This window comes from Streptomyces sp. NPDC127068, from assembly GCF_042724695.1.
Taxonomy (GTDB): domain Bacteria; phylum Actinomycetota; class Actinomycetes; order Streptomycetales; family Streptomycetaceae; genus Streptomyces.
Map to the genome: position 1 here is coordinate 29204 of NZ_JBHXEN010000063.1, position 18252 is coordinate 47455.

An 18252-nucleotide genomic window follows, 5' to 3' on the forward strand; every position below is an offset into this window, starting at 1 on the left:
CCGTCCCCCCGGCCGGAGTCCCGGTCAGGGCCCGTACGGACCGTACGGGCCCTGACCCGGGGCACGGTACGGCTGCTGCCCCGGCGGGACACCGTACGCCGTGGGGTACCCGTACCCCACCGGAACGCCGTACGCCGTAGGGGTCCCGTACGCGGCGGGCCCGTACGCGGTGGTGGCTCCGTACGGCGCGGGGTGCCCGTACGCCGTCGGGTACCCGGGACCCGCGGGGGCTCCGTACGGCGCGGGGTGCCCGTACGGCGGGTAGCCGAGGGCGCGGGGCGCCGTCATGAAGGCGGCATGGGCCAGCGAGGGGCGCGCCCACCGCCGCAGTTCCCACAGCGCGTCCAGCAACGCCCGCTCACGGACGACGAAGTCGGCGCCCGCCCCGCCCCGGTCGCCCCGGTGCCGCAGGAACCCCAGGGCCGTCGCGTACTCCTGGTACGCGCGCACCGCCTGCCGCGTCGCGGGGCCGCCGTGGCGCCGGGCGTGGTCCAGGGCGAGCCGTCGGGCCCGCAGCGAACCGAGGGCCACCGGCTCCGGCGGACCGAGCCAGCCCGCCGCCACGTACCCGGGCAACTCCTCGCGGAGGATGCGCAGCTCGTGCTGCCGGGCCCAGACGGCGAGCCAGGTCAGCAGCCCGAACACCGGCACCATGACCGCCCCGTACACCACGAAGAACCCGAAGTCCCCGAAGGTGGTGGACCCGTTCCACAGCGCGTGCAACCCCATCGCGAGAAGGAGTCCCGCGGCGGGGGCGAGCGCCCGGCGGACCCGGAGCCGGGGCGGGAGTTGCGCGGCCAGCCCGAAGCCGATGCCGGTCAGCACCGTGAACAGCGGGTGGGCGAACGGTGACATCACCACCCGGACGAAGAACGTCAGCGCGGTCATCGAGGCCAGCCCGGCGTCCCCGTTGCTGCGGTCCGTGTCGAAGGCGGTGCCGAGGTAGAGGATGTTCTCGGCGAACGCGAACCCGATCGCGGTGATCCCGGCGACCACCAGTCCGTCGACGAGCCGGGTGAGGCCCCGCCGCCGGAACAGGAAGATCAACAGGATCGCGGCGGCCTTCGCGGACTCCTCGACCACGGGCGCTATCACCGTGGCGCCGAGGGTGTCCGCGCCGTCCGGGTCCGCGGTCCGGTCGGCGATCCAGTGGGTGGCGAAGCTGTTGGCCACGATCGAGATCAGCGCCGCGGCGCAGGAACCCCACGCGAAGCAGAAGCCCACGTCCCGCCAGGACCTCGGGGCCACCCGGTCGAGCCAGCGGAAGGCGGCCACCAGCAGCGGCACCGGCAGGACCGCCAGGCCGAGCCCCACCAGGAAGCCCTCGTTCCCGGTCTGCTCGCGCACCAGCGCCAACAGCACGACCCCGCACAGGGCGAGGACCCCGGTGAGCGCGCCGATCCGTACGCCGCGCCGTCGCCACCAGGGCGCCCGCGGCGGGGCCGTCGGGCCGACGGGGGCCGGGGCGGCGACGGGGGCCGGGGCTCCGGCGGGGTGGTCCGGCACGACGGCGGGCGCACGCGCGGGACCGGACGGGTCGTCGTCCCCGGTCGGGCGGTGCACAGGGGTGAGGGCCATTGCCCCGACCCTAAGGCTCCACCCGCCGCGCGCGCGACGCCGCGTGGCGCACGAACGACCCCGCGTGCCCGGCCGGACCTGCCTAGGCGGACCTGCGGAACAGGACGTCGCGCACGAGGTGCCCCTTGTCCAGTCCCTGCCCCTCGAACCGGGTGCGGGGACGGAACTCGGGCCGCGGGGCGAAGCCGCCGTCGGCCCGGGTGTTCTCGAAGTCGGGGTGCGCGGTCAGCACGTCGAGCATCTGCTCGGCGTACGGTTCCCAGTCCGTGGCGCAGTGCAGCAGGGCGCCCGGCTTCAGCCGGCTCGCGGCGAGGGTGAGGAACTCCGGCTGGATGATGCGTCGCTTGTGGTGCCGCTTCTTGGGCCAGGGATCGGGGAAGTACACCCGGAGCCCGGCGAGCGCGGCGGGCGGGATCATGCTGGTCAGCAGGATGATCGCATCGCCGTTGGCGACCCGTACGTTGGTGAGTCCGGCCTGTTCGGCGAGGCCCAGCAGATGGCCCTGGCCGGGGGTGTGCACGTCGACGGCGAGGATTCCGGTACCGGGGTCGGCGGCGGCCATCCGTGCGGTCGCCTCGCCCATGCCGAAGCCGATCTCCAGCACGACGGGCAGTCCGTCGAACAGTTCGTCCAGGTCGAGGACGCGGCTGCCGTCGACGTCGAGGCCCCAGGCGGGCCACAGCCGCCGGATCGCGTCCTCCTGGCCCCGGGTGACCCGGCTGCGGCGCGGCTGGAAGCTGCGGATGCGGCGGTCGAAGTGCGCCCCGGCGGGGTCGGGCGCGGGGCCCTCGCCGGGCGGGAACATCCGCGAGCGGGCGGGCCGGCCGGGTGCGACGGCCTCGGCCCCGGCGTCGGTGGCCGCGGGCGCGTCGGACCCGGCGGGCGGGGCCGGCCGGGGCGTCTGGGGTGATTCGTCATGCTCGGACACAGTGACAGCGATTCTACGGAGCCCCCGACCGACCCCCGCGTCCCGTGCGTCCCACCCCCACCGTCCACCGGGGCGCACCGGGGTCGTGCCGTCCGGGTCAGCGGCGGGCGCCCGCCGCTTCGAGCATCCGCAGCGCGCGCCCCGCGACCTCCCGGCCGATCGGCAGCGAGGCCGTCGCGGCGGGCGAGGGCGCGTTCAGCACATGGACGGTACGGGGGCCCTCGCGCAGCAGGAAGTCGTCGACGAGGGTGCCGTCCCGCAGCACGGCCTGGGCCCGGACGCCGGCCGCGGTCGGCCGCAGGTCGTCGTCGGTGACGGCGGGCAGCAGCCGCCGCACCGCCCGGGTGAACGCCTTCTTGGACAGCGAGCGGCGCAGCTCGCCGCCGCCGTAGCGCCAGTGCCGGCCGGCTATCCGCCAGGAGCCGGGCCACAGGAGCGTCCCGGCGAGCTCCCCGGGGTGCAGCGTGCCCCAGTCGTAGCCCTCGCGGGCGAGCGCCGGCACCGCATTGGGTCCGACGTGCACCCCGCCGTCGACGCCGCGCGTCAGGTGCACCCCGAGGAACGGGAACGCCGGGTCGGGAACCGGGTAGACCAGGCCCCGCACCAGCTCGGGTCGGGCCAGCTCGTAGTACTCGCCGCGGAACGGGACGATCCGCATCTGCGGGTCGTCGCCGGCGAGCAGGGCGATCCGGTCGCAGTGCAGTCCCGCGCAGTTCACCAGGACCCGGGCGCGCACCACCTCGCCGGCCGCGGTGCGCACGGCGACCCCGCGGTCGGGGCGGCGGTCGATGCGGACGACCTCGGCGCCGTAGCGGATCTCGGCGCCGGACAGCTCGGCGAGCCGGCGGGCGACCGCCCCGTAGTCGCAGATCCCGGTGGTGCCGACGTGGATCGCGGCGATCCCCCGCACCTCCGGTTCGGCCTCGGTGATCTGCGCGGGGCCCAGCTCCCGCACGGGGATGCCGTTCTCCCGGCCGCGTTGGACGAGACCGTGCAGCCGGGGCAGCTCCTGCCGGGCGGTGGCGACGATCAGTTTGCCGGTGACCTCGTGGGGGACGTCGTGTTCGGCGCAGAACTTCACCATCTCGGCGGCGCCCGCCACCGCGTACCGCGCCTTGAGGGAACCGGGGCGGTAGTAGACCCCGCTGTGGATCACCCCGCTGTTGCGGCCGGTCTGGTGCAGGGCGGGGCCCGGCTCCTTCTCCAGCACGGTGACCCTGGTGCCGGGCGCGGCCCGGGTGAGCGCACGGGCCGTCGACAGCCCGACGATCCCGCCGCCGATCACCAGCACCTCGCAGTCGTACGCCACCACGCGCCTCACCTCCCGCTCCCGATAATGCACTGCGCCACTGACAGGGGCGTCAAACCCGACGGGGCCGGCTTTGACACAGGTCACGTCGGGACGGGACGGGAACGGGGGCGGCAGCGGGGGCGCGCCGGCCCGTGGGCGAGCGGGCGCTACGCCGGCGCCATCAGCAGCGGACGGGCCCGTTCCCGCAGCTCCACCACCCGGGGCTCGTCCCCGTAGGGCTCCAGCCGGTGCAGGAGGTCCCGTACGTACTCTGTGGTGCGGGCGGAGGAGATCCGCCCGGCGACCTCGACCGCGCGCACGCCCTGGGCGCACGCCGCGTCGAGGTTGCCCGACTCCAGTTCGGCGACGGCCGACACCACGAGCCGCAGCCCGTGCGAGCGGACGAACTCCTCGGTGGGCCTCGACAGGGCCTGCTCGGTGAAGCGCCGCACCTGACGGGGGGCCTTGAGGTCCCGGTAGCACTCGGCGGCGTCGGCGGCGAACCGGTCGTACGAGTAGAAGCCGAGCCAGGACGGGTCGTGGTCGCCGTCCCGGGAACGCTCCAACCAGCCCTCGGCGGCCTTGAGCGCCGCCCCCGCGGCCTGCGCGTCCGAGGCGCGGGCGTGCGCCCGCGCTTCGACGAGCCGGAAGAAGCTCATGGTGCGGGCGGTGGCCAGGCCCCGGTTCCGTTCCAGGGCTGCCTGCGCCAGGTCCACGCCCTCGTCGCCGAAGCCCCGGTACGTCGCCTGGAGCGACATGGACGCCAGCACGTACCCGCCGAGCGGCACGTCGGCCGCCGCGCGGGCGAGGCGCAGCGCCTGGATGTAGTAGCGCTGGGCGGCCTCCTGCTGCCCGGTGTCGAAGGCCATCCAGCCCGCGAGCCGGGTCAGTTCGGCGGCGGCGCCGAACAGGGCGCGGCCCACCTCGTCGGAGTAGGAGCCCAGCAGCAGGGGAGCCGCCTCCACCCTTAAGCACTCGGGGACCATGGAGGAACGCCAGTCGCCGCCGCCGTACTTGGAGTCCCAGCGGCGCGCGTCCTCCGCGGCCTCGCGGAGTTTGGTCACGTCGCTGTGGCCGACCTTCAGGGCCGAGGCGCTGTCCTCGGCCGGGCTCGCGTCCCGTGCCACGGAGCAGTCGGCCGGGGTTATCAACCAGCGGGACGCGGGCGTGGCGTAGGCGCTCACCGCGAAGGAGCCGGCGAGCGACTGCCAGATGCCGCCGCTGCCGGCCCGGCGGCCGGCGAGGTCGAGCCGGTACAGCTCGGTCGCCGACTTCACGGCCGCGGCGACGTCACGGGGGAACGCGAGGCCCACTTCGGGCGCCGGGTCGGCGTCGGCCAGGCCGATCTCGTGCAGGGGCACCGGTCGGCCCAGCTTCTGTCCGATGGCCGCCGCGATCAGGTGCGGGGCGGCGCCCTGCGGCACCATGCCCTTCGACACCCAACGGGCCACGGAGGTCTTGTCGTAGCGGAGCGTCAGCCCGCGCTGGGCGCCCAGGTCGTTGACCCGCCGGGCGAGCCCGGCGTTGCTGATTCCCGCGAGGGCGAGAACGGCGCCGAGTTTCTCGTTCGGCCCGCGTTGCTCCCTGGACATTGCGCCACCCCTCGACACAGACGGCTGCCGCGGCGGTGGTGACCGCGCGGCATTCGCGCCGTGCCTCCCGGGAGCACGCCCCGGGTGGCTCCCCGCATGAGCGGATGGCCGTACCCAGAGGTATATGCCCCTGTGAAACACAGACACACACAGCGTAGTTCGGCGCATCCCATGCGTTAAGAGGCATAGTTCCGGATGGCGAGATTGTGGCGCGTGCCGCGTCCGCCCCCCGGTCACCGCGTGCTCCATCCGTGTGGCCGTGCGCCCGTCCGTGCGCTCTTCTCCCACGAGACACGGATGGGTTCCATGGATGGTGCGTGGGTCGGCCCGCTGAACTGGTTCCAGTGGGCTGGGGGACACCGCCGCCTTCATCCCCGCGGGTGGCGGACCGGTCCGGGAGGTGAACACCACCTCCCGGACTGTGCGTTGTGCCCGTAACGGTCCGCATTGGGGTCCTTCGGCGGGCTGAGCGTGCCAAGTTGGCCGAAAATCGCCGCTATCGACCTCCTGTCCACCCGCTCACCGGAGCGGTGGCGGCCGTCCGCACCACGATCAACAGCCCCTCCCGCACCGCGGTTCCGGCGCGGTTCCGGCTCCGCCGGGCGCGTGACCACGCGCTCGGGGCCCGTGCGCGACCGGGGCCGGTAACCGTACCCCCCGGTAGCCCGCATACACCCGCTCGGCCCCCGCGAGCATCCCGAGTGGGTCCGGATGCGTCTCCCCCCACGGGCCGACCCGCACCGTCGAGCTACGGACCCACCCGCTGCCCGACCGCCCCACCAGGCCGCTGTGGCACGGGACGTGACGTACCGTCAGTGCAGCGGCCCGGAACACCGCGCGACCCGTGCGTGCCACCAGCAGCGGACGCCCACCACCGGGCGCTCGGGGATCGCACGAGGGGCGCGAAGGGCCCGCACGGCGCTCACCGGGGGCGCGTGCCGCAAGGGCGCAAGCCGCCGCGACGGCAATCCCGAGCACCCGCTTCGTGGCAGCATGGTCCCCGGTTCGTACGGTGCACTGGTTGTCCACAGCCTGTGGAGGCGACGATGCGGTGGTTGGTGGGGTGGAGCACGGCCACCGCGGGCACGTCCGGACCCGAAGGCGCCGGCACCACCGGACCCGACGGCGAGACCGTCCAACCCGTCGGCTCCCAACTCCTGTGGGGCGACCCCGACCCCCTCTGGGCCGTCGGCGACTGGCGCCCCGACGAGATCCGCACCGTCACCGTCGACCCCCGCACCCGACTCGCCGTCCTCGGCACCTGCGGCGCCACCGACGAGGAACTCCGCCTCGGACTCATCGCCGCCCGCGGCGGCGCCCTGCGCCACCTCACCGCCTGGTCCGGCAGCTACACCGCCGTCGTCCAGGCCGGCCGCCGGATCACCGTCGCCGGCGACCTCGCCGGCGCCCGCCCCGTCTTCCACACCCCCTGGTCCGACGGCACCGCCTACGCGACCGCCGCCCTCCCCCTCGCCGACCTCGTCGAAGCCCACCTCGACATCGGCCACCTCGCCGCCCTGCTCGCCGCCCCCGACGTCCCCGAAGCCCTCCACGACTCCACCCCCTACCTCGGAGTGCGCCGCATCCCGCCCGGCCACGCCCTGATCCTCCGCCAGGGCGCCCGCGAGATCGCCGGCTACGACCCCGTCACCTCCCTCGCCGTCGCCGCCCCGCCCACCGACGCCACCAGCGCCGTCGACGGAGTCCGCGACGCCCTCGTCGAAGCCGTACGCGCCCGCCTCTCGGCCCCCCGACACGTCCCCGCCGCGATGACCGACCCCGGACCCGTACCCGGCATGGGCCCCGCCGAGCGGCGCGCCGCCCGCGGCACCCCCGCCCCCGGCATCGGCGCCGACCTCTCCGGCGGCCCCGCCTCCGCCACCCTCGCCCTCCTCGCCGCCGGACTCCCCGGCGTCCCCGGCACCGTCCTCGGCCACGGCACCGGCGCCGGCGAACGCCTCCTCGCCGTCACCTTCAACGACCTCGCCGCCCGCGCCGGAGCCGCCCCCGGCGAACGCCCCGGCGACGAACTCGCCCGCGCCGGCGCCCTCGCCGCCGACCCCCGACTGCACCACGTCGTCGTCACCGGCGGCGAGGAAGCCCTCCCCTACGTCGACCTCGAAGGACCCCTCACCGACGAACCCGGCCCCTCCCTCACCACCGCCGCCCGCCACCGCGCCCGCCTCGCCTCCGGCAGCGCCGACCACTTCACCGGCCACGGCGCCCGCCAAGTCCTCGACGCCCACCCCGCCCGCCTCGCCGACCTCCTCCTCGACCGCAAACGCCGCCACCTGGTCCGGCCGGTCGCCGCCCTCAGCAAGGCAGACGGCTCCGTCTCCGTCCTCGTCCCCGCCCGCGTGTACGGCGCGGCCCGCCGCCTCGCCCGCACCTCCTACCGCACCGGCGTCGACGGCCTCGCCGAACAACTGCTCCGCCGCCGCCTCGACGAACCCCCCGGCCCCGTCGGCGCCTCCCTCGCCGCCCTCACCTGGGCCAGACCCGGACCCGCCGCCCGCTGGCTCACCGGGGAAGCGCTCGCCGAGGTCTCCGGCCGCATCCACAGCGCCGCGAGCCGCCCCGGCCCCGGGCCCGGCCAACGCCCCGGCGACTTCCGGGCCCGCGCCGCACTCGCCCGCCACGCCGCCGACCTGCGCATCCTGGAACAGGCCGCCGAGATCCGCTTCCAACGCCTGCACGCCCCCTTCCTCGACAACCAGGTGGTACGCGCCTGCCGCGCCCTGCCCGAAGCCCTCCGGGTACGACCCGGGGCCCGCGCCGAGATCCTGCGCAGCGTCCTGGAGGGCGCCGGCGTCACCGACCTCCCGCCCGGCTGGGGCACCCCCTCGCACGCCCCCCAGGCGACCGCCGCCCGCACCGGACTGAACGTCGCCCTCCCCGATCTGATGGCGCTCTTCGACACCCCGCTGCTCGCCGACGCCGGACTCGTGGAGGCCCGGGTCGTCCGCAAGGCGCTCCGGGCCGCCGCCGAGGGCGAACCCCTCCCGCTGGACGGCCTCGCCGACCTGGTCTCCGTCGAACTCTGGCTCCGCCGGCTGCTCGCCCGCCGCGGCACCTGCTGGACCGGGACGCCCGCCCGACAGCGCGCGGTGCCCACCGGCACGGTCGTCGCCGCCCGCGGCGCCCTCGGCACCGCCGCCCGCCCCTGACGCGCGCCCCCGCGCACCGGGCGGGCGCCCGTCAGCAGCTGAACCGGGACTGCGCCCAGTCGGACAGCACCAACACGTCGAACACCGAGTGCGGTTCGACGACCAGCCGGATCGTGGACCGCCCGGTCAGGTCGACGTGCACCGGAACGCCCGGCGCACCGCCCTCCAACAACGGGGACGTCCACAGCTGCGCCCCGTCCGCGTGGACGGAGAACCGGACCTTGCCGACCCCCAGCGCGAGGTCGTCCACCCCGACGACGGCGTCATAGGCCCGGCACGCGCGGTTGAGGTCGACGGTCACCGACGACTGCCCGTGCACGGTCACCCCGCGCGCGTAGGACTGTCCGCCGATCGCCAGCCCGTGCCGCTGCCACACCCAACTGCTCTCCCCGGGACGCAACTCGGGCCCCGTCCCGTCGCCGGTGCCCGCATAGGCGAGGTCGCTCAACTCGTAGACGACCGGGGCCGGCGGCTCGGCCGAAGGGGTCGGTGGTTCGACCGAGGGGGTGGGCGTCGGCTCCGGTGGCGGCGTCGGTTCGGTGGACGGGGTCGGCTCGGGCGCGGGTGCGCTCGGTTCGGGCGACGGGGACGGACTCGGCGAGGGCGTCGGCGACGGTGCCGAGGGAGTCGGTTCCTCAGGAGCGGGGGACTTCGGAGCGGGCTCCTCGGGGGTGGGCTCCGGCTCGGCCGCCGGCTCCGGTTCCTCGACGGGCACCACGGGCGCGGGCCGGGGCGGCCGGGGCGCCGGTGCGGGCGCGGCGACGGGCGGCGCCTCACCGGGCTGCGAGACCGGCGGCTTGGCCCGCGGCCGGTCCGGCTGCGACGCCTCACCGCCGACCAGGGCGAACGCCACGGCCACGGCCGCCGCGACGGCGACCGCGGCCCCGATGCCCGCCTTGACCGGCCCGCCGACCGCCTCGGAGAGCACACCGCCGCCCCCGGCCGACCCCCCGCCGCCGCCCGCACCGGAACCGGTGGCGGCAGCGGCCCCGCTCGCCGCGGAGGCCGCCGCGCCGCCCCCGACGAACGCCGCGGCCTTCGCGTACCCGGCAGCACCGAACCAGCCGATGACCGCGATGGGCACGACCGCCGGGATGCCGCCCGCGACTTCCTTGATCTGTCCGGCCGCCAGCCGGCACTTGACGCACTCCTCCAGGTGCTTGCGCAGCCCCCGCTCGGCCCGCGACCGCAGCCCGCCCCGGGCGTACGCACCGAGCCGGTCCGCGTACCGCGCGCACTCCTCGTTGGTGGTCAGCGCCTCACTGACATGGGCCTGGAGGTACGCCTGCTTGAGCCCTTCGCGGGCCCGGCTGGCCAGCACCCGGGTGCCGTTGGCGTCGAGCCCGAACAGCGTGGCGACCTCGCTCGGCGACTCGTCCTCGACCTCGGTGTGCCACAGCACGGCCTGCCACCGCTCGGGCAGACTGCGGAACGCCCGCATCGCCATGGACCGTTCGGCCTCGTGCATGGCCCGGACGTCGGCGCCCTCGTCCACGGCCGTGTCGTCGGCGGCCTCCGAGCCGCGCGCGGCCTGCGCCGCGAACACCGCGAAGTCGTCCACCAATTGTTCGCGTTTGGTCGATTTCATCCAGGCGGCCGCGACCCGTCGGACCGTGGTGAGGAGGTAGGCCCGCACCGCGTGCTCGGGGCCGGAGCCGCCGCGCACCGCCTGGAGCATCCGCGCGAACACCTCGGCCGTCAGGTCGTCCGCGGTGTGCCCGTCCCGGCAGCAGGTGCGTGCGTACCGGCGCACGGCCTGCGCGTGACGGCGGTACAGCTCCTCGTACGCCGAGTCGTCGCCGGCGCGCATCCGCCCGATCAGGTCGGCGTCCGCGGCCGGTAGGTCGGGGGAGGCGGCCGGCCCGTCCGGCTCGTCCGCCGCGTGCTCCCCGCGCCGGGCCCTGCGCGGCTCCCGCTGCTGCGGCACCCCCGCCTCGACGCCGGCGACGGCGGTCCCGCCCGGTGACGGGGTGCCCGGTGCCGCGGCGGCCCGGGGCGCGACGTCCGGTGGCGGTGCGGCTTGCGCCGGTACGGCCGGCAGCGGAACGGTCGACGGTCCGGTCGCCCGCGGCGCGGTGGTCGCGGGCCCCTCCCCGGGAGCGCTGTCGACGGGAGGCGTCTCGACGGGAGCCGGGACCACCGGGGACGGCGCGACATTGGTGGCTGGCGTGGCAACGGAGGTTGGTGTGGTGCTGGAAGGCGTCGTGCCGGTACGAGGGGGCGCGTCGGACGCCCGATTCGCTATGCCGTCGTCCGCGCCGTCCGCGTCCGTCGCGTCGGCGCCGGAGCCGTCACCCGTCGCGCTCCGGCCCGCTCTGCCGGGCCCGCCCGGTCCGTTCGGGCCGCCCTGGCTGGGCACTTGACGCGCCGCGGAACCGTTGGTCCCGCCGCCTCTCGGCTCTTCCGGCCCGTCCACGTCCATCACGGAAAGCACCCGCCCGCACACTCTACGCCCACCGGGCAAGGGTGCCACACCGCTGTCACGGCCTCAGGGGATCACCCCGTCAGCCACTCATCCGAGGCATCCAGTTCCGGCCAGCTGTTTTCGGCCGCGAGTGTCAAGTGCCCAAAGCACACAGGGATTTGGTGACGCGTGCCCGAAAATCGCCGCTCGTACCCGATCCGGCTTTTGGCCGGTTTACTCCCACGGGTCGCCGTCGAGCGCCCGCACCCCCCATCGGACGGGAGCGGGGCCGCCCCCTGGGTCGCCCCGCTCACCCGCCGAACACGAGGGCCCCGCCCGGACCCCGCCGACCGTCAGGAGGGCCGCGACCGCAGCCCCTCCAACAGGATGTCCAGCAACCGCGCCGAAGCCGCGGACTGCTGGGCCGGGTCGGGCAACGACGGGGCCGCCGTGGCGATGACCAGCAGCACGTCCGACACCGTCACGTCCCCCCGCAACTCACCGGCCGCACGGGCCCGCTCCACCAAGCGCCCCACCACGTCGAGCAGCGCACCGACCCCGGTGTCCCCGCCCAACGGCTCGGCGGCACCGACGGAAGCCTCGTCGGACCCGGCCGCCCCCGTGACACCGACCGTCTCCGTCACACCGGAAGACCCCGCCGTCCCGAGGACCGACTCCCCGCCGCCCGCACTGCGCTGCTGCGGCACCCGGGCCTCGTCCCACTCCTCACGAGCCGGCCCCGCACCCTCGGCGGGCGCGCCCGCCGTGTCCGCCGCGCCCGCCGTGCCTTCTTCGTCGACGCCCACCCGCAGCACGTGCGGCGGCAACAACCGCCCCGCGCCCGAGGCGACGGACGTCCGCAGGAAGCGCGACAGCGCCGACCAGGGCTCCTCCTCCTGCCCCAGGGCCGCCCGCGCCTGATCGGTCAGCCGGGACGTCTCCTCCGCGGCGATCCGCCGCACCAACACGTCCTTGCTGGGAAACCGCCGGTACACCGTGCCGACGCCGACCCGGGCCCGACGGGCCACGTCCTCCATCGGCGCCCCGTACCCCAACTCGCCGAACACCTCGCGCGCCGCGCGCAGCACGTGCTCCAGATTGCGCTGGGCGTCCACCCGCAACGGCGCCGTGCGCCCCCCGTCCGAAGCCCCCCGGACCAGGCCGCCCGCCGGCGCACCGGACGTCCCCCCGGGCGTACTCGCCGTCATGGTGGGCGCGTTCGTCCACTGTTGATCCTGCGTATGCATGTGTTCCCCCGGATTCAGACGTCTCCCCCCGGAGACTCTCCCCGCCGTCGGCAGCCGGGGCAGGAGGGACCGAGCGCGTGGGACGGGCCCCCGTGGGTGGGCCCGTCGAGTGTGTCCCCCGACACCCCGACATCACACGAACATAGTTGAGCAGGGGGCGATTCAGAAGGGGCACGTTCCGCCACACGTTCCGCCCGATCGGAGTACGCCCCGCTTACGCCCCTATTGGGGGGTGACCCCGACCGCGCCCCCCTGCCCTGACCTGCACATCCACAGAAAACACGGCCGACACGCCGAGCACCCCGCATGGCCCGTTCCTGACGTCTTCCCGCCGACTTCCGGTCACACAAATTGCTCAGCCTGTGGACAAACTCCCGAGCCCGTTGCGTCATGGGTGGGTGAAGGCCGCCAACCCCCCGGGCACACCCCCCGGACCGACGCCCGCCACCCGCGTCCTCGTGATCGGCGGCGGGTACGTCGGGATGTACACCGCCCTGCGCCTCCAGCGGAACCTCGCGGCGCGGATCAGGCGCGGCGAGATCGAGATCGTGGTGGTCACCCCCGATCCGTACATGACCTACCAGCCCTTCCTCCCCGAGGCGGCCGCCGGTTCGATCTCCCCCCGCCACGTCGTCGTCCCCCTCCGCCGGGTCCTCGACCGGTGCCGCGTCGTCATCGGCGAGGCGCACGCCGTCGACCACACCCGGCGCACCGCGACGATCAGCACCCTCGCCACCGCCGACGAAGGCACCGGAACCACCACCGTCACCTACGACGAACTGGTCCTCGCCCCCGGATCGGTCTCCCGCACCCTCCCCGTGCCCGGCCTCGCCGAGAACGGCATCGGCTTCCGCACCGTCGAAGAGGCCATCGGCCTGCGCAACCACGTCATCGAACAACTCGACATCGCCTCCTCCACCCGCGACCCCGCCGTCCGCCACGCCGCCCTCACGTTCGTGTTCGTGGGCGGCGGCTACGCCGGCGTCGAAGCCCTCGCGGAACTGGAGGACATGGCCCGCTACGCCGCGCGCCACTACCACAACCTCACCCCCGAGGACATGAAATGGGTCCTCGTCGAGGCGACCGACCGCATCCTCCCCGAAGTCGCCCCCGACCTCGGCCGCTACACCCTCAGCGAACTGCGACGACGCGGGGTCGACGTCCGCCTGGGCACCCGCCTCGACAACTGCACCGGCCGGGTCGCCGCCCTCAGCGACGGCTCCCGACTGCCCACCCGCACCCTCGTCTGGACCACCGGCGTCGCACCGCACCCCCTGCTGGCCGCGACCGACCTCCCGCTGACCGGTTCGGGACGGCTCGCATGCACCGCACAGCTGACCGTCGACGGCGCACCCCACGCCTGGGGCGCCGGTGACGCCGCAGCAGTGCCCGACGTCACCGCCCCCGGCACGTACACCGCCCCCAACGCCCAGCACGCCCTGCGCCAGGCCCGGGTACTCGGCGACAACCTCACCGCCGCCCTCGACGGACGCCCCCTGAAGACGTACGCACACCGCACCACCGGCTCCGTGGCCTCCCTCGGCCTCCACAAGGGCGTCGCCCACCTCTACGGCCGCCGGCTCAAGGGCTACCCCGCCTGGTTCCTGCACCGCGCCTACCACCTCAGCCGCGTGCCCACCTTCAACCGCAAGGCCCGCGTCCTCGCCGAATGGACCCTCGGCGGCCTCTTCACCCGCGAGATCGTCTCCCTCGGCTCCCTCGAACACCCCCGAGCCGAATTCGAACGCGCAGCGGGACGCACCCCGCCCGATGACCCGAAGGGGTCGTCCTGACCCCGGCGCGGAACTCACCCCGACCGCCCGACGTCTGACGAATGTCGGATCCCTCGGTCAGACTGGCTCCCGCGACCCACGGGCGGCCCGCCCGCCCCTCGACCCCACGAGGCTTCTACCCAGTGAACTTCACGCGCTGGAGCGCCCGGCTCCCCGGAACGCAGCGCCGCGCCGCCGCCCGGACCGAACACAGCGCCTCCCCGGCACCACGGGGCGACAGCCCCCTGCCCGCGGCCCGCGCCGAGCACCCGACCGGCCCCGCCGCCACCACCCTCGCGGCCCTCGCCGTCAACGACACCCTGGACCGCGTCCCCGCACTCGTCGCCCTCCTCCACGGCCCGGACCACCACCTGCTGTACGTCAACGAGGCCTGGACCACCGCCTTCGGCGACCGCACCACCGGCGGACCCGCCCGCGCGACCATGCCCGAACTCGACGAACTCAGCCTGCTCCCCCTCCTCGACCAGGTCCTGCGCAGCGCCAAACCCCGCACCGTCAAGTCCCGCAAGGCCCCCGACGGCCGCTCCTACACCTTCACCTGCACCCCCCTCGCCATCCCCGGCACCGACCACGACGGCGGCCACGACAACGGCGTGATGATCTTCGCGACGGACGTCACCGACCACGCCGAAGCCGCCGAACGCCTCCGGGCGGGCGAACGCAGCCAACGCGAAACCGCCGTCACCCTCCAGCGCTCCCTGCTCCCCCAGGAACTGGAAGAACCCGACGACCTACGGGTCGCCGCCACCTACCACCCCGGCGGCACCGAAGCCGCCGTCGGCGGCGACTGGTACGACGTCATCACCCTCGGCGGCGGTCGCACCGCCCTCGTCATCGGCGACGTCATGGGCCGGGGCGTGCGCGCCGCGGCCGTCATGGGACAACTGCGCACCGCCGTACGCGCCTACGCCCGCCTCGACCTCCCGCCCCACGAGATCCTGCAACTCCTCGACGGACTCGCCACCGAGATCGACGCCAACCAGATCGCCACCTGCGCCTACGCCGTCCACGACCCCAACGAGGGCACCCTCGTCCACGCCTCAGCCGGCCACCTGCCGATCCTCGTCCGCGACGAGGACGGCACCGTCCACCGGGCCGCCGAACCGACCGGACCGCCGCTGGGCACCGGAGGCTGGCTCCACACCTCCGGCACCGTCCCCCTCGGCCCCGGCTCCACCGCCGTCTTCTACACCGACGGCCTCGTCGAACGCCGCGGGGAGGACATCGACGAAGGCGTCTCCGCCCTGGAACGCGCCCTCGCCGGCGCCACCGGCACCCCCCAGGTGGTCTGCGACCGACTCGTCCGCACCGCGGGAGTCACCGCCGACCACGACGACGACGTCGCCGTCCTGGTCCTCCAGCACCCGGCCCGCACCGGCCCCGACGGCGAACTGTTCCGCAACGCCGCCCTGGAACTCCTCGGCGGCGTCGAGGCGGCCCCCCGGGCCCGGGCCTTCGCCTCCGGCGTCCTCGCCAGCTGGCGCTTCCCGCCCGACCTGCACGACCTGGGCGTCCTCGCCGCCAGCGAACTCGTCGCCAACTCCCTCCAACACGGCACCCCACCCATGCGACTGCGGCTGCGCCGCACCGACCGCCGCCTGATCATCGAAGTCACCGACGGCGACGACCACCTCCCCCGCCGCCGGCGCGCCGAACCCGCCGACGAAGCGGGCCGCGGCATCGCGATCGTCGCCACCATCGCCACCGCCTGGGGCGCCCGCCGCACCCCCGGCGGAGGCAAGGCCGTCTGGTGCGAGTTCACCCTCCCCACCACCTGACCCACCCCCACCCCACCGGCCACGCGAAACGGCGGTGTCCCCGGGCACACACCCGGGAACACCGCCGCTGCGAAACCGACCCGACCCCTACACCGCCGCAGGAGCCTGCCCCGGCTCACTGACCCGTTCCGGCGTGCCGACCTGCTCGGGCGTGCCGACCTGCTCGGGCTTGCCGAGCGCCACCACCCGGGGCGCCACCAACGACGGCTGGTTCTGCTCCGGGGTCAGCTCCCGACCCAGCCGCACCGCCAGATAGGTGATGCCCAACGAGAACAGGAAGAACGTCACCACGTACGGACCGTGCAGCGAGGCGCCCATCGGGCCGCCCACCGCCGGACCCACAGCCAGGGCCAACTGCTTCACCAGGGCGAAGGCCGAGTTGTACTGGCCCACCATGCCGCCCGGCGCGAGGTCCGCGACCAACGGCGCCACGGTCGGCGACAGCAGCGCCTCACCGAGCCCGAACAGCGCATAGGTGGAGATGAACGCGGCGGTCGCCATCGCCTGGCTCCCGTTCCCCAGCCCCGCGTACGCCGCGGCGGCCCACGCCACCGCCCAGATCAGTCCGACGGACCCGATCACCCGGGACCGCTTGCGGTACTCGACGAACCGCAGCACCGCGAACTGCGCGATGACGATCACTGCGGTGTTCGCGGCCAGGGCGATGCCCAGCGTCGACGGCGAGATGCCCGCCGCCTCCACGCCGTACGCCGACAGGCCCGACTCGAACTGTCCGTAGCAGGCGAAGAACAGGACGAACCCCAGCACCATCAGCTGCACCATCGCCCGGTGCTTGAGCAGCGTCCGCAGTCCGCCCCCGCGCTGACCACCCTGCACGGCGCCGCCCGACAGCCCCTCGCCCTTGGGCATCCGCACCCCGGCGGCGATCGCTCCGAGCACCAGGAACATCACGGCTTCGATCAGGAACAGCGTGGTGAAGCTGGACGGCCGGTGCTCGTCGACGATCTGCCCGCCGATGAGCCCACCGACGCCCAGGCCCAGGTTCTGGAGGAAGAACTGCGTGGCGAACGCTCGGGTCCGCTGCTGCGGCTCCGAGCACCACACGATCATCGTCGCCAGCGCCGGCTGCATCACCGCGGTTCCCGCACCGAGCACCGCAGCGGAGAGCACCGCGGTCGCCGCGGTGCTCGACATGCCGAGGGCGAGCGCACCCACCGAGGCCGTCACCGACGCGGCGACCAGTACGGGCAGCGGCCCCCGTCGGTCGATGACCCGGCCGACGAAGGGCAGGGCGATCAACGCGGCCACCGCGAACGCGGCGAGCACCAGTCCCGCCGTCGTCGGCCCCAGCTCCCGCACCCGCGCCACATAGACATAGAGGAACGGAACCGTGAACCCGATGCCGAACGCACTCAGCGCGCTCCCCGTCTGGATCCGGCGCATCGCCGCGCCCATCGCCCTGCTCACTTTCACCTGCCTTAGACTTAGAGATGAAGACTTAGAAGCTAAAGTTTGAGGCTTAACAATACACACAGAAGGACTTCAACGCCAAGTGGGTTCGTGTCATACTGCGGCCATGCCTCACACCCCGGCCGAGGGCGAGCCGAGCCTCGACGAACAGATCGCCGCCTACCAGCGCGAGTTCCAGGACCTCGACCCCCAGGTCGAGAAGATCGTCTCGGCCCTGGGCCGCCTGAACCGCCGTATGAACGTGGCCTACGGCCGCCAGACCGCGACCCTCGGCATGAGCAACGCCGAATGGGAGGTCCTCAAGGCCCTCGTCCTTTCCGGCGCCCCCTATCAACTGGGACCCGGCGACCTCGCCAAGCGCCTCGGACTCACTCCCGCCGCCATGACCCACCGCATCGACCGCATGGTCGGCGAAGGTCTGGTCACCCGCGAGCGCGACGAGACCAACCGGGTCCGCGTGATCATCGAGCTGACGAGCCACGGCCGCGAGAAGTGGCTGGAGGCCATGCAGCTGGCAGCGGTCTTCGAGGAAGACCTGCTCCAGGACCTGTCGACCGAGGAGCGCACCGTCCTCGGCGAGGTCCTCACCCGCCTCCTGCGCCGGGTGGAGCACGCCCAGCCGGACGCGGGCGGACGCCTCACCGACCTCGACTGAAGATCTTGACCTGCGCCGGTTGACAGCCGCTCCGCCGATCCGTAAGGTTCTCCGGGTTGTCACCGAGCCTTAACGGTTCTGCGACGGCACCTCCCGCCGCACCAGCGGCAACCAAACTCTTTGCACGGCCTCCCACGGGATAGTTTTTTCGGCATGCCCGAATTTCATTTCCATGGGCCCGAAGCACTCGATTATGAGTCTCCGGGAAAACCCGCTAGAGTTTGAAACGTCGGAACGGCCGCGAGGCCGGGAAGACAGAGCAGGAAATCCCGCCGGCCGGGAATCGGGTCAGAAAAGATCTGATAGAGTCGGAAACACCGAAGGGAAGCGCCCGGAGGAAAGCCTCAGCCGAATGGCTGGAGTGAGTACAAAGGAAGCGTCCGTTCCT

The 18252-nt window shown here is 74.3% G+C and carries 11 protein-coding genes; 4 read left to right on the forward strand and 7 right to left on the reverse strand.

Translation table 11 applies throughout. From position 1 onward, the window contains the following. Positions 1-24 precede the first annotated feature (24 nt). The 4 genes from ACFWIA_RS30390 to ACFWIA_RS30405 all read right to left on the reverse strand — a co-directional run bounded on the left by ACFWIA_RS30390 (position 25) and on the right by ACFWIA_RS30405 (position 5389). Positions 25-1578: a PrsW family glutamic-type intramembrane protease gene (locus ACFWIA_RS30390; RefSeq protein ID WP_387010467.1), complete on the reverse strand. Its 1554-nt coding sequence runs from the start codon at positions 1576-1578 to the stop codon at positions 25-27. A gap of 82 nt (positions 1579-1660) precedes the next feature. Next, positions 1661-2383: a tRNA (guanosine(46)-N7)-methyltransferase TrmB gene (gene trmB, locus ACFWIA_RS30395; RefSeq protein WP_387010476.1), complete on the reverse strand. Its 723-nt coding sequence runs from the start codon at positions 2381-2383 to the stop codon at positions 1661-1663. Positions 2384-2603: 220 nt separating this feature from the next. Beyond that, the gene (gene lhgO, locus ACFWIA_RS30400; protein ID WP_387010468.1) at positions 2604-3848 is read right to left on the reverse strand and encodes an L-2-hydroxyglutarate oxidase; all 1245 of its coding nucleotides are present in this window, start codon (positions 3846-3848) and stop codon (positions 2604-2606) included. 116 nt (positions 3849-3964) lie between these two features. Continuing rightward, positions 3965-5389, reverse strand: coding sequence for an MFS transporter (locus ACFWIA_RS30405; RefSeq protein WP_385488739.1), 1425 nt, complete (start codon positions 5387-5389; stop codon positions 3965-3967). A gap of 1046 nt (positions 5390-6435) precedes the next feature. On the opposite strand from ACFWIA_RS30405, the gene ACFWIA_RS30410 reads away from it, so the two are divergent. Continuing rightward, entirely contained in the window at positions 6436-8556 is a 2121-nt protein-coding gene (locus ACFWIA_RS30410) for an asparagine synthase-related protein (RefSeq protein WP_387010469.1), read from the forward strand. Positions 8557-8587: 31 nt separating this feature from the next. Here the strand turns inward: ACFWIA_RS30410 and ACFWIA_RS30415 are convergent, their stop codons facing one another. Both ACFWIA_RS30415 and ACFWIA_RS30420 read right to left on the reverse strand, forming a co-directional pair. Continuing rightward, positions 8588-10696 carry a sigma-70 family RNA polymerase sigma factor gene (locus ACFWIA_RS30415; RefSeq protein ID WP_387010470.1) on the reverse strand — a complete coding sequence of 703 codons (2109 nt, stop codon included), beginning with the start codon at positions 10694-10696 and terminating at the stop codon, positions 8588-8590. A 617-nt stretch (positions 10697-11313) separates the two neighbouring features. Next, a complete protein-coding gene (locus tag ACFWIA_RS30420) occupies positions 11314-12207 on the reverse strand; it encodes a TetR/AcrR family transcriptional regulator (protein WP_387010471.1) in 894 nt (297 codons plus the stop codon). A gap of 398 nt (positions 12208-12605) precedes the next feature. On the opposite strand from ACFWIA_RS30420, the gene ACFWIA_RS30425 reads away from it, so the two are divergent. Together ACFWIA_RS30425 and ACFWIA_RS30430 are read left to right on the forward strand one after the other, a co-directional pair. Next, the gene (locus ACFWIA_RS30425) at positions 12606-14000 is read left to right on the forward strand and encodes an NAD(P)/FAD-dependent oxidoreductase (RefSeq protein WP_387010472.1); all 1395 of its coding nucleotides are present in this window, start codon (positions 12606-12608) and stop codon (positions 13998-14000) included. A 122-nt stretch (positions 14001-14122) separates the two neighbouring features. After that, positions 14123-15778: a SpoIIE family protein phosphatase gene (locus ACFWIA_RS30430; RefSeq protein ID WP_387010473.1), complete on the forward strand. Its 1656-nt coding sequence runs from the start codon at positions 14123-14125 to the stop codon at positions 15776-15778. Between the two features lie 87 nt (positions 15779-15865). On the opposite strand, the gene ACFWIA_RS30435 is transcribed toward ACFWIA_RS30430, so the two are convergent. Beyond that, entirely contained in the window at positions 15866-17194 is a 1329-nt protein-coding gene (locus tag ACFWIA_RS30435; RefSeq protein ID WP_387010477.1) for an MFS transporter, read from the reverse strand. A 121-nt stretch (positions 17195-17315) separates the two neighbouring features. Between ACFWIA_RS30435 and ACFWIA_RS30440 the strand changes: the two genes are divergently transcribed. After that, positions 17316-17864 (forward strand): MarR family winged helix-turn-helix transcriptional regulator, encoded by a 549-nt coding sequence (locus ACFWIA_RS30440; protein WP_387010474.1) that lies wholly within the window; start codon positions 17316-17318, stop codon positions 17862-17864. Positions 17865-18252: the final 388 nt, after the last annotated feature.

Bases quoted from the DNA above. Each gene is read 5' to 3' on its own strand.
- ACFWIA_RS30390 (WP_387010467.1), bottom strand. From the start codon at position 1,578: ATGGCCCTCACCCCTGTGCACCGCCCGACCGGGGACGACGACCCGTCC.
- trmB (WP_387010476.1), bottom strand. From the start codon at position 2,383: ATGTTCCCGCCCGGCGAGGGCCCCGCGCCCGACCCCGCCGGGGCGCAC.
- ACFWIA_RS30405 (WP_385488739.1), bottom strand. From the start codon at position 5,389: ATGTCCAGGGAGCAACGCGGGCCGAACGAGAAACTCGGCGCCGTTCTC.
- ACFWIA_RS30410 (WP_387010469.1), top strand. From the start codon at position 6,436: ATGCGGTGGTTGGTGGGGTGGAGCACGGCCACCGCGGGCACGTCCGGA.
- ACFWIA_RS30420 (WP_387010471.1), bottom strand. From the start codon at position 12,207: ATGCATACGCAGGATCAACAGTGGACGAACGCGCCCACCATGACGGCG.
- ACFWIA_RS30435 (WP_387010477.1), bottom strand. From the start codon at position 17,194: ATGGGCGCGGCGATGCGCCGGATCCAGACGGGGAGCGCGCTGAGTGCG.
- ACFWIA_RS30440 (WP_387010474.1), top strand. From the start codon at position 17,316: ATGCCTCACACCCCGGCCGAGGGCGAGCCGAGCCTCGACGAACAGATC.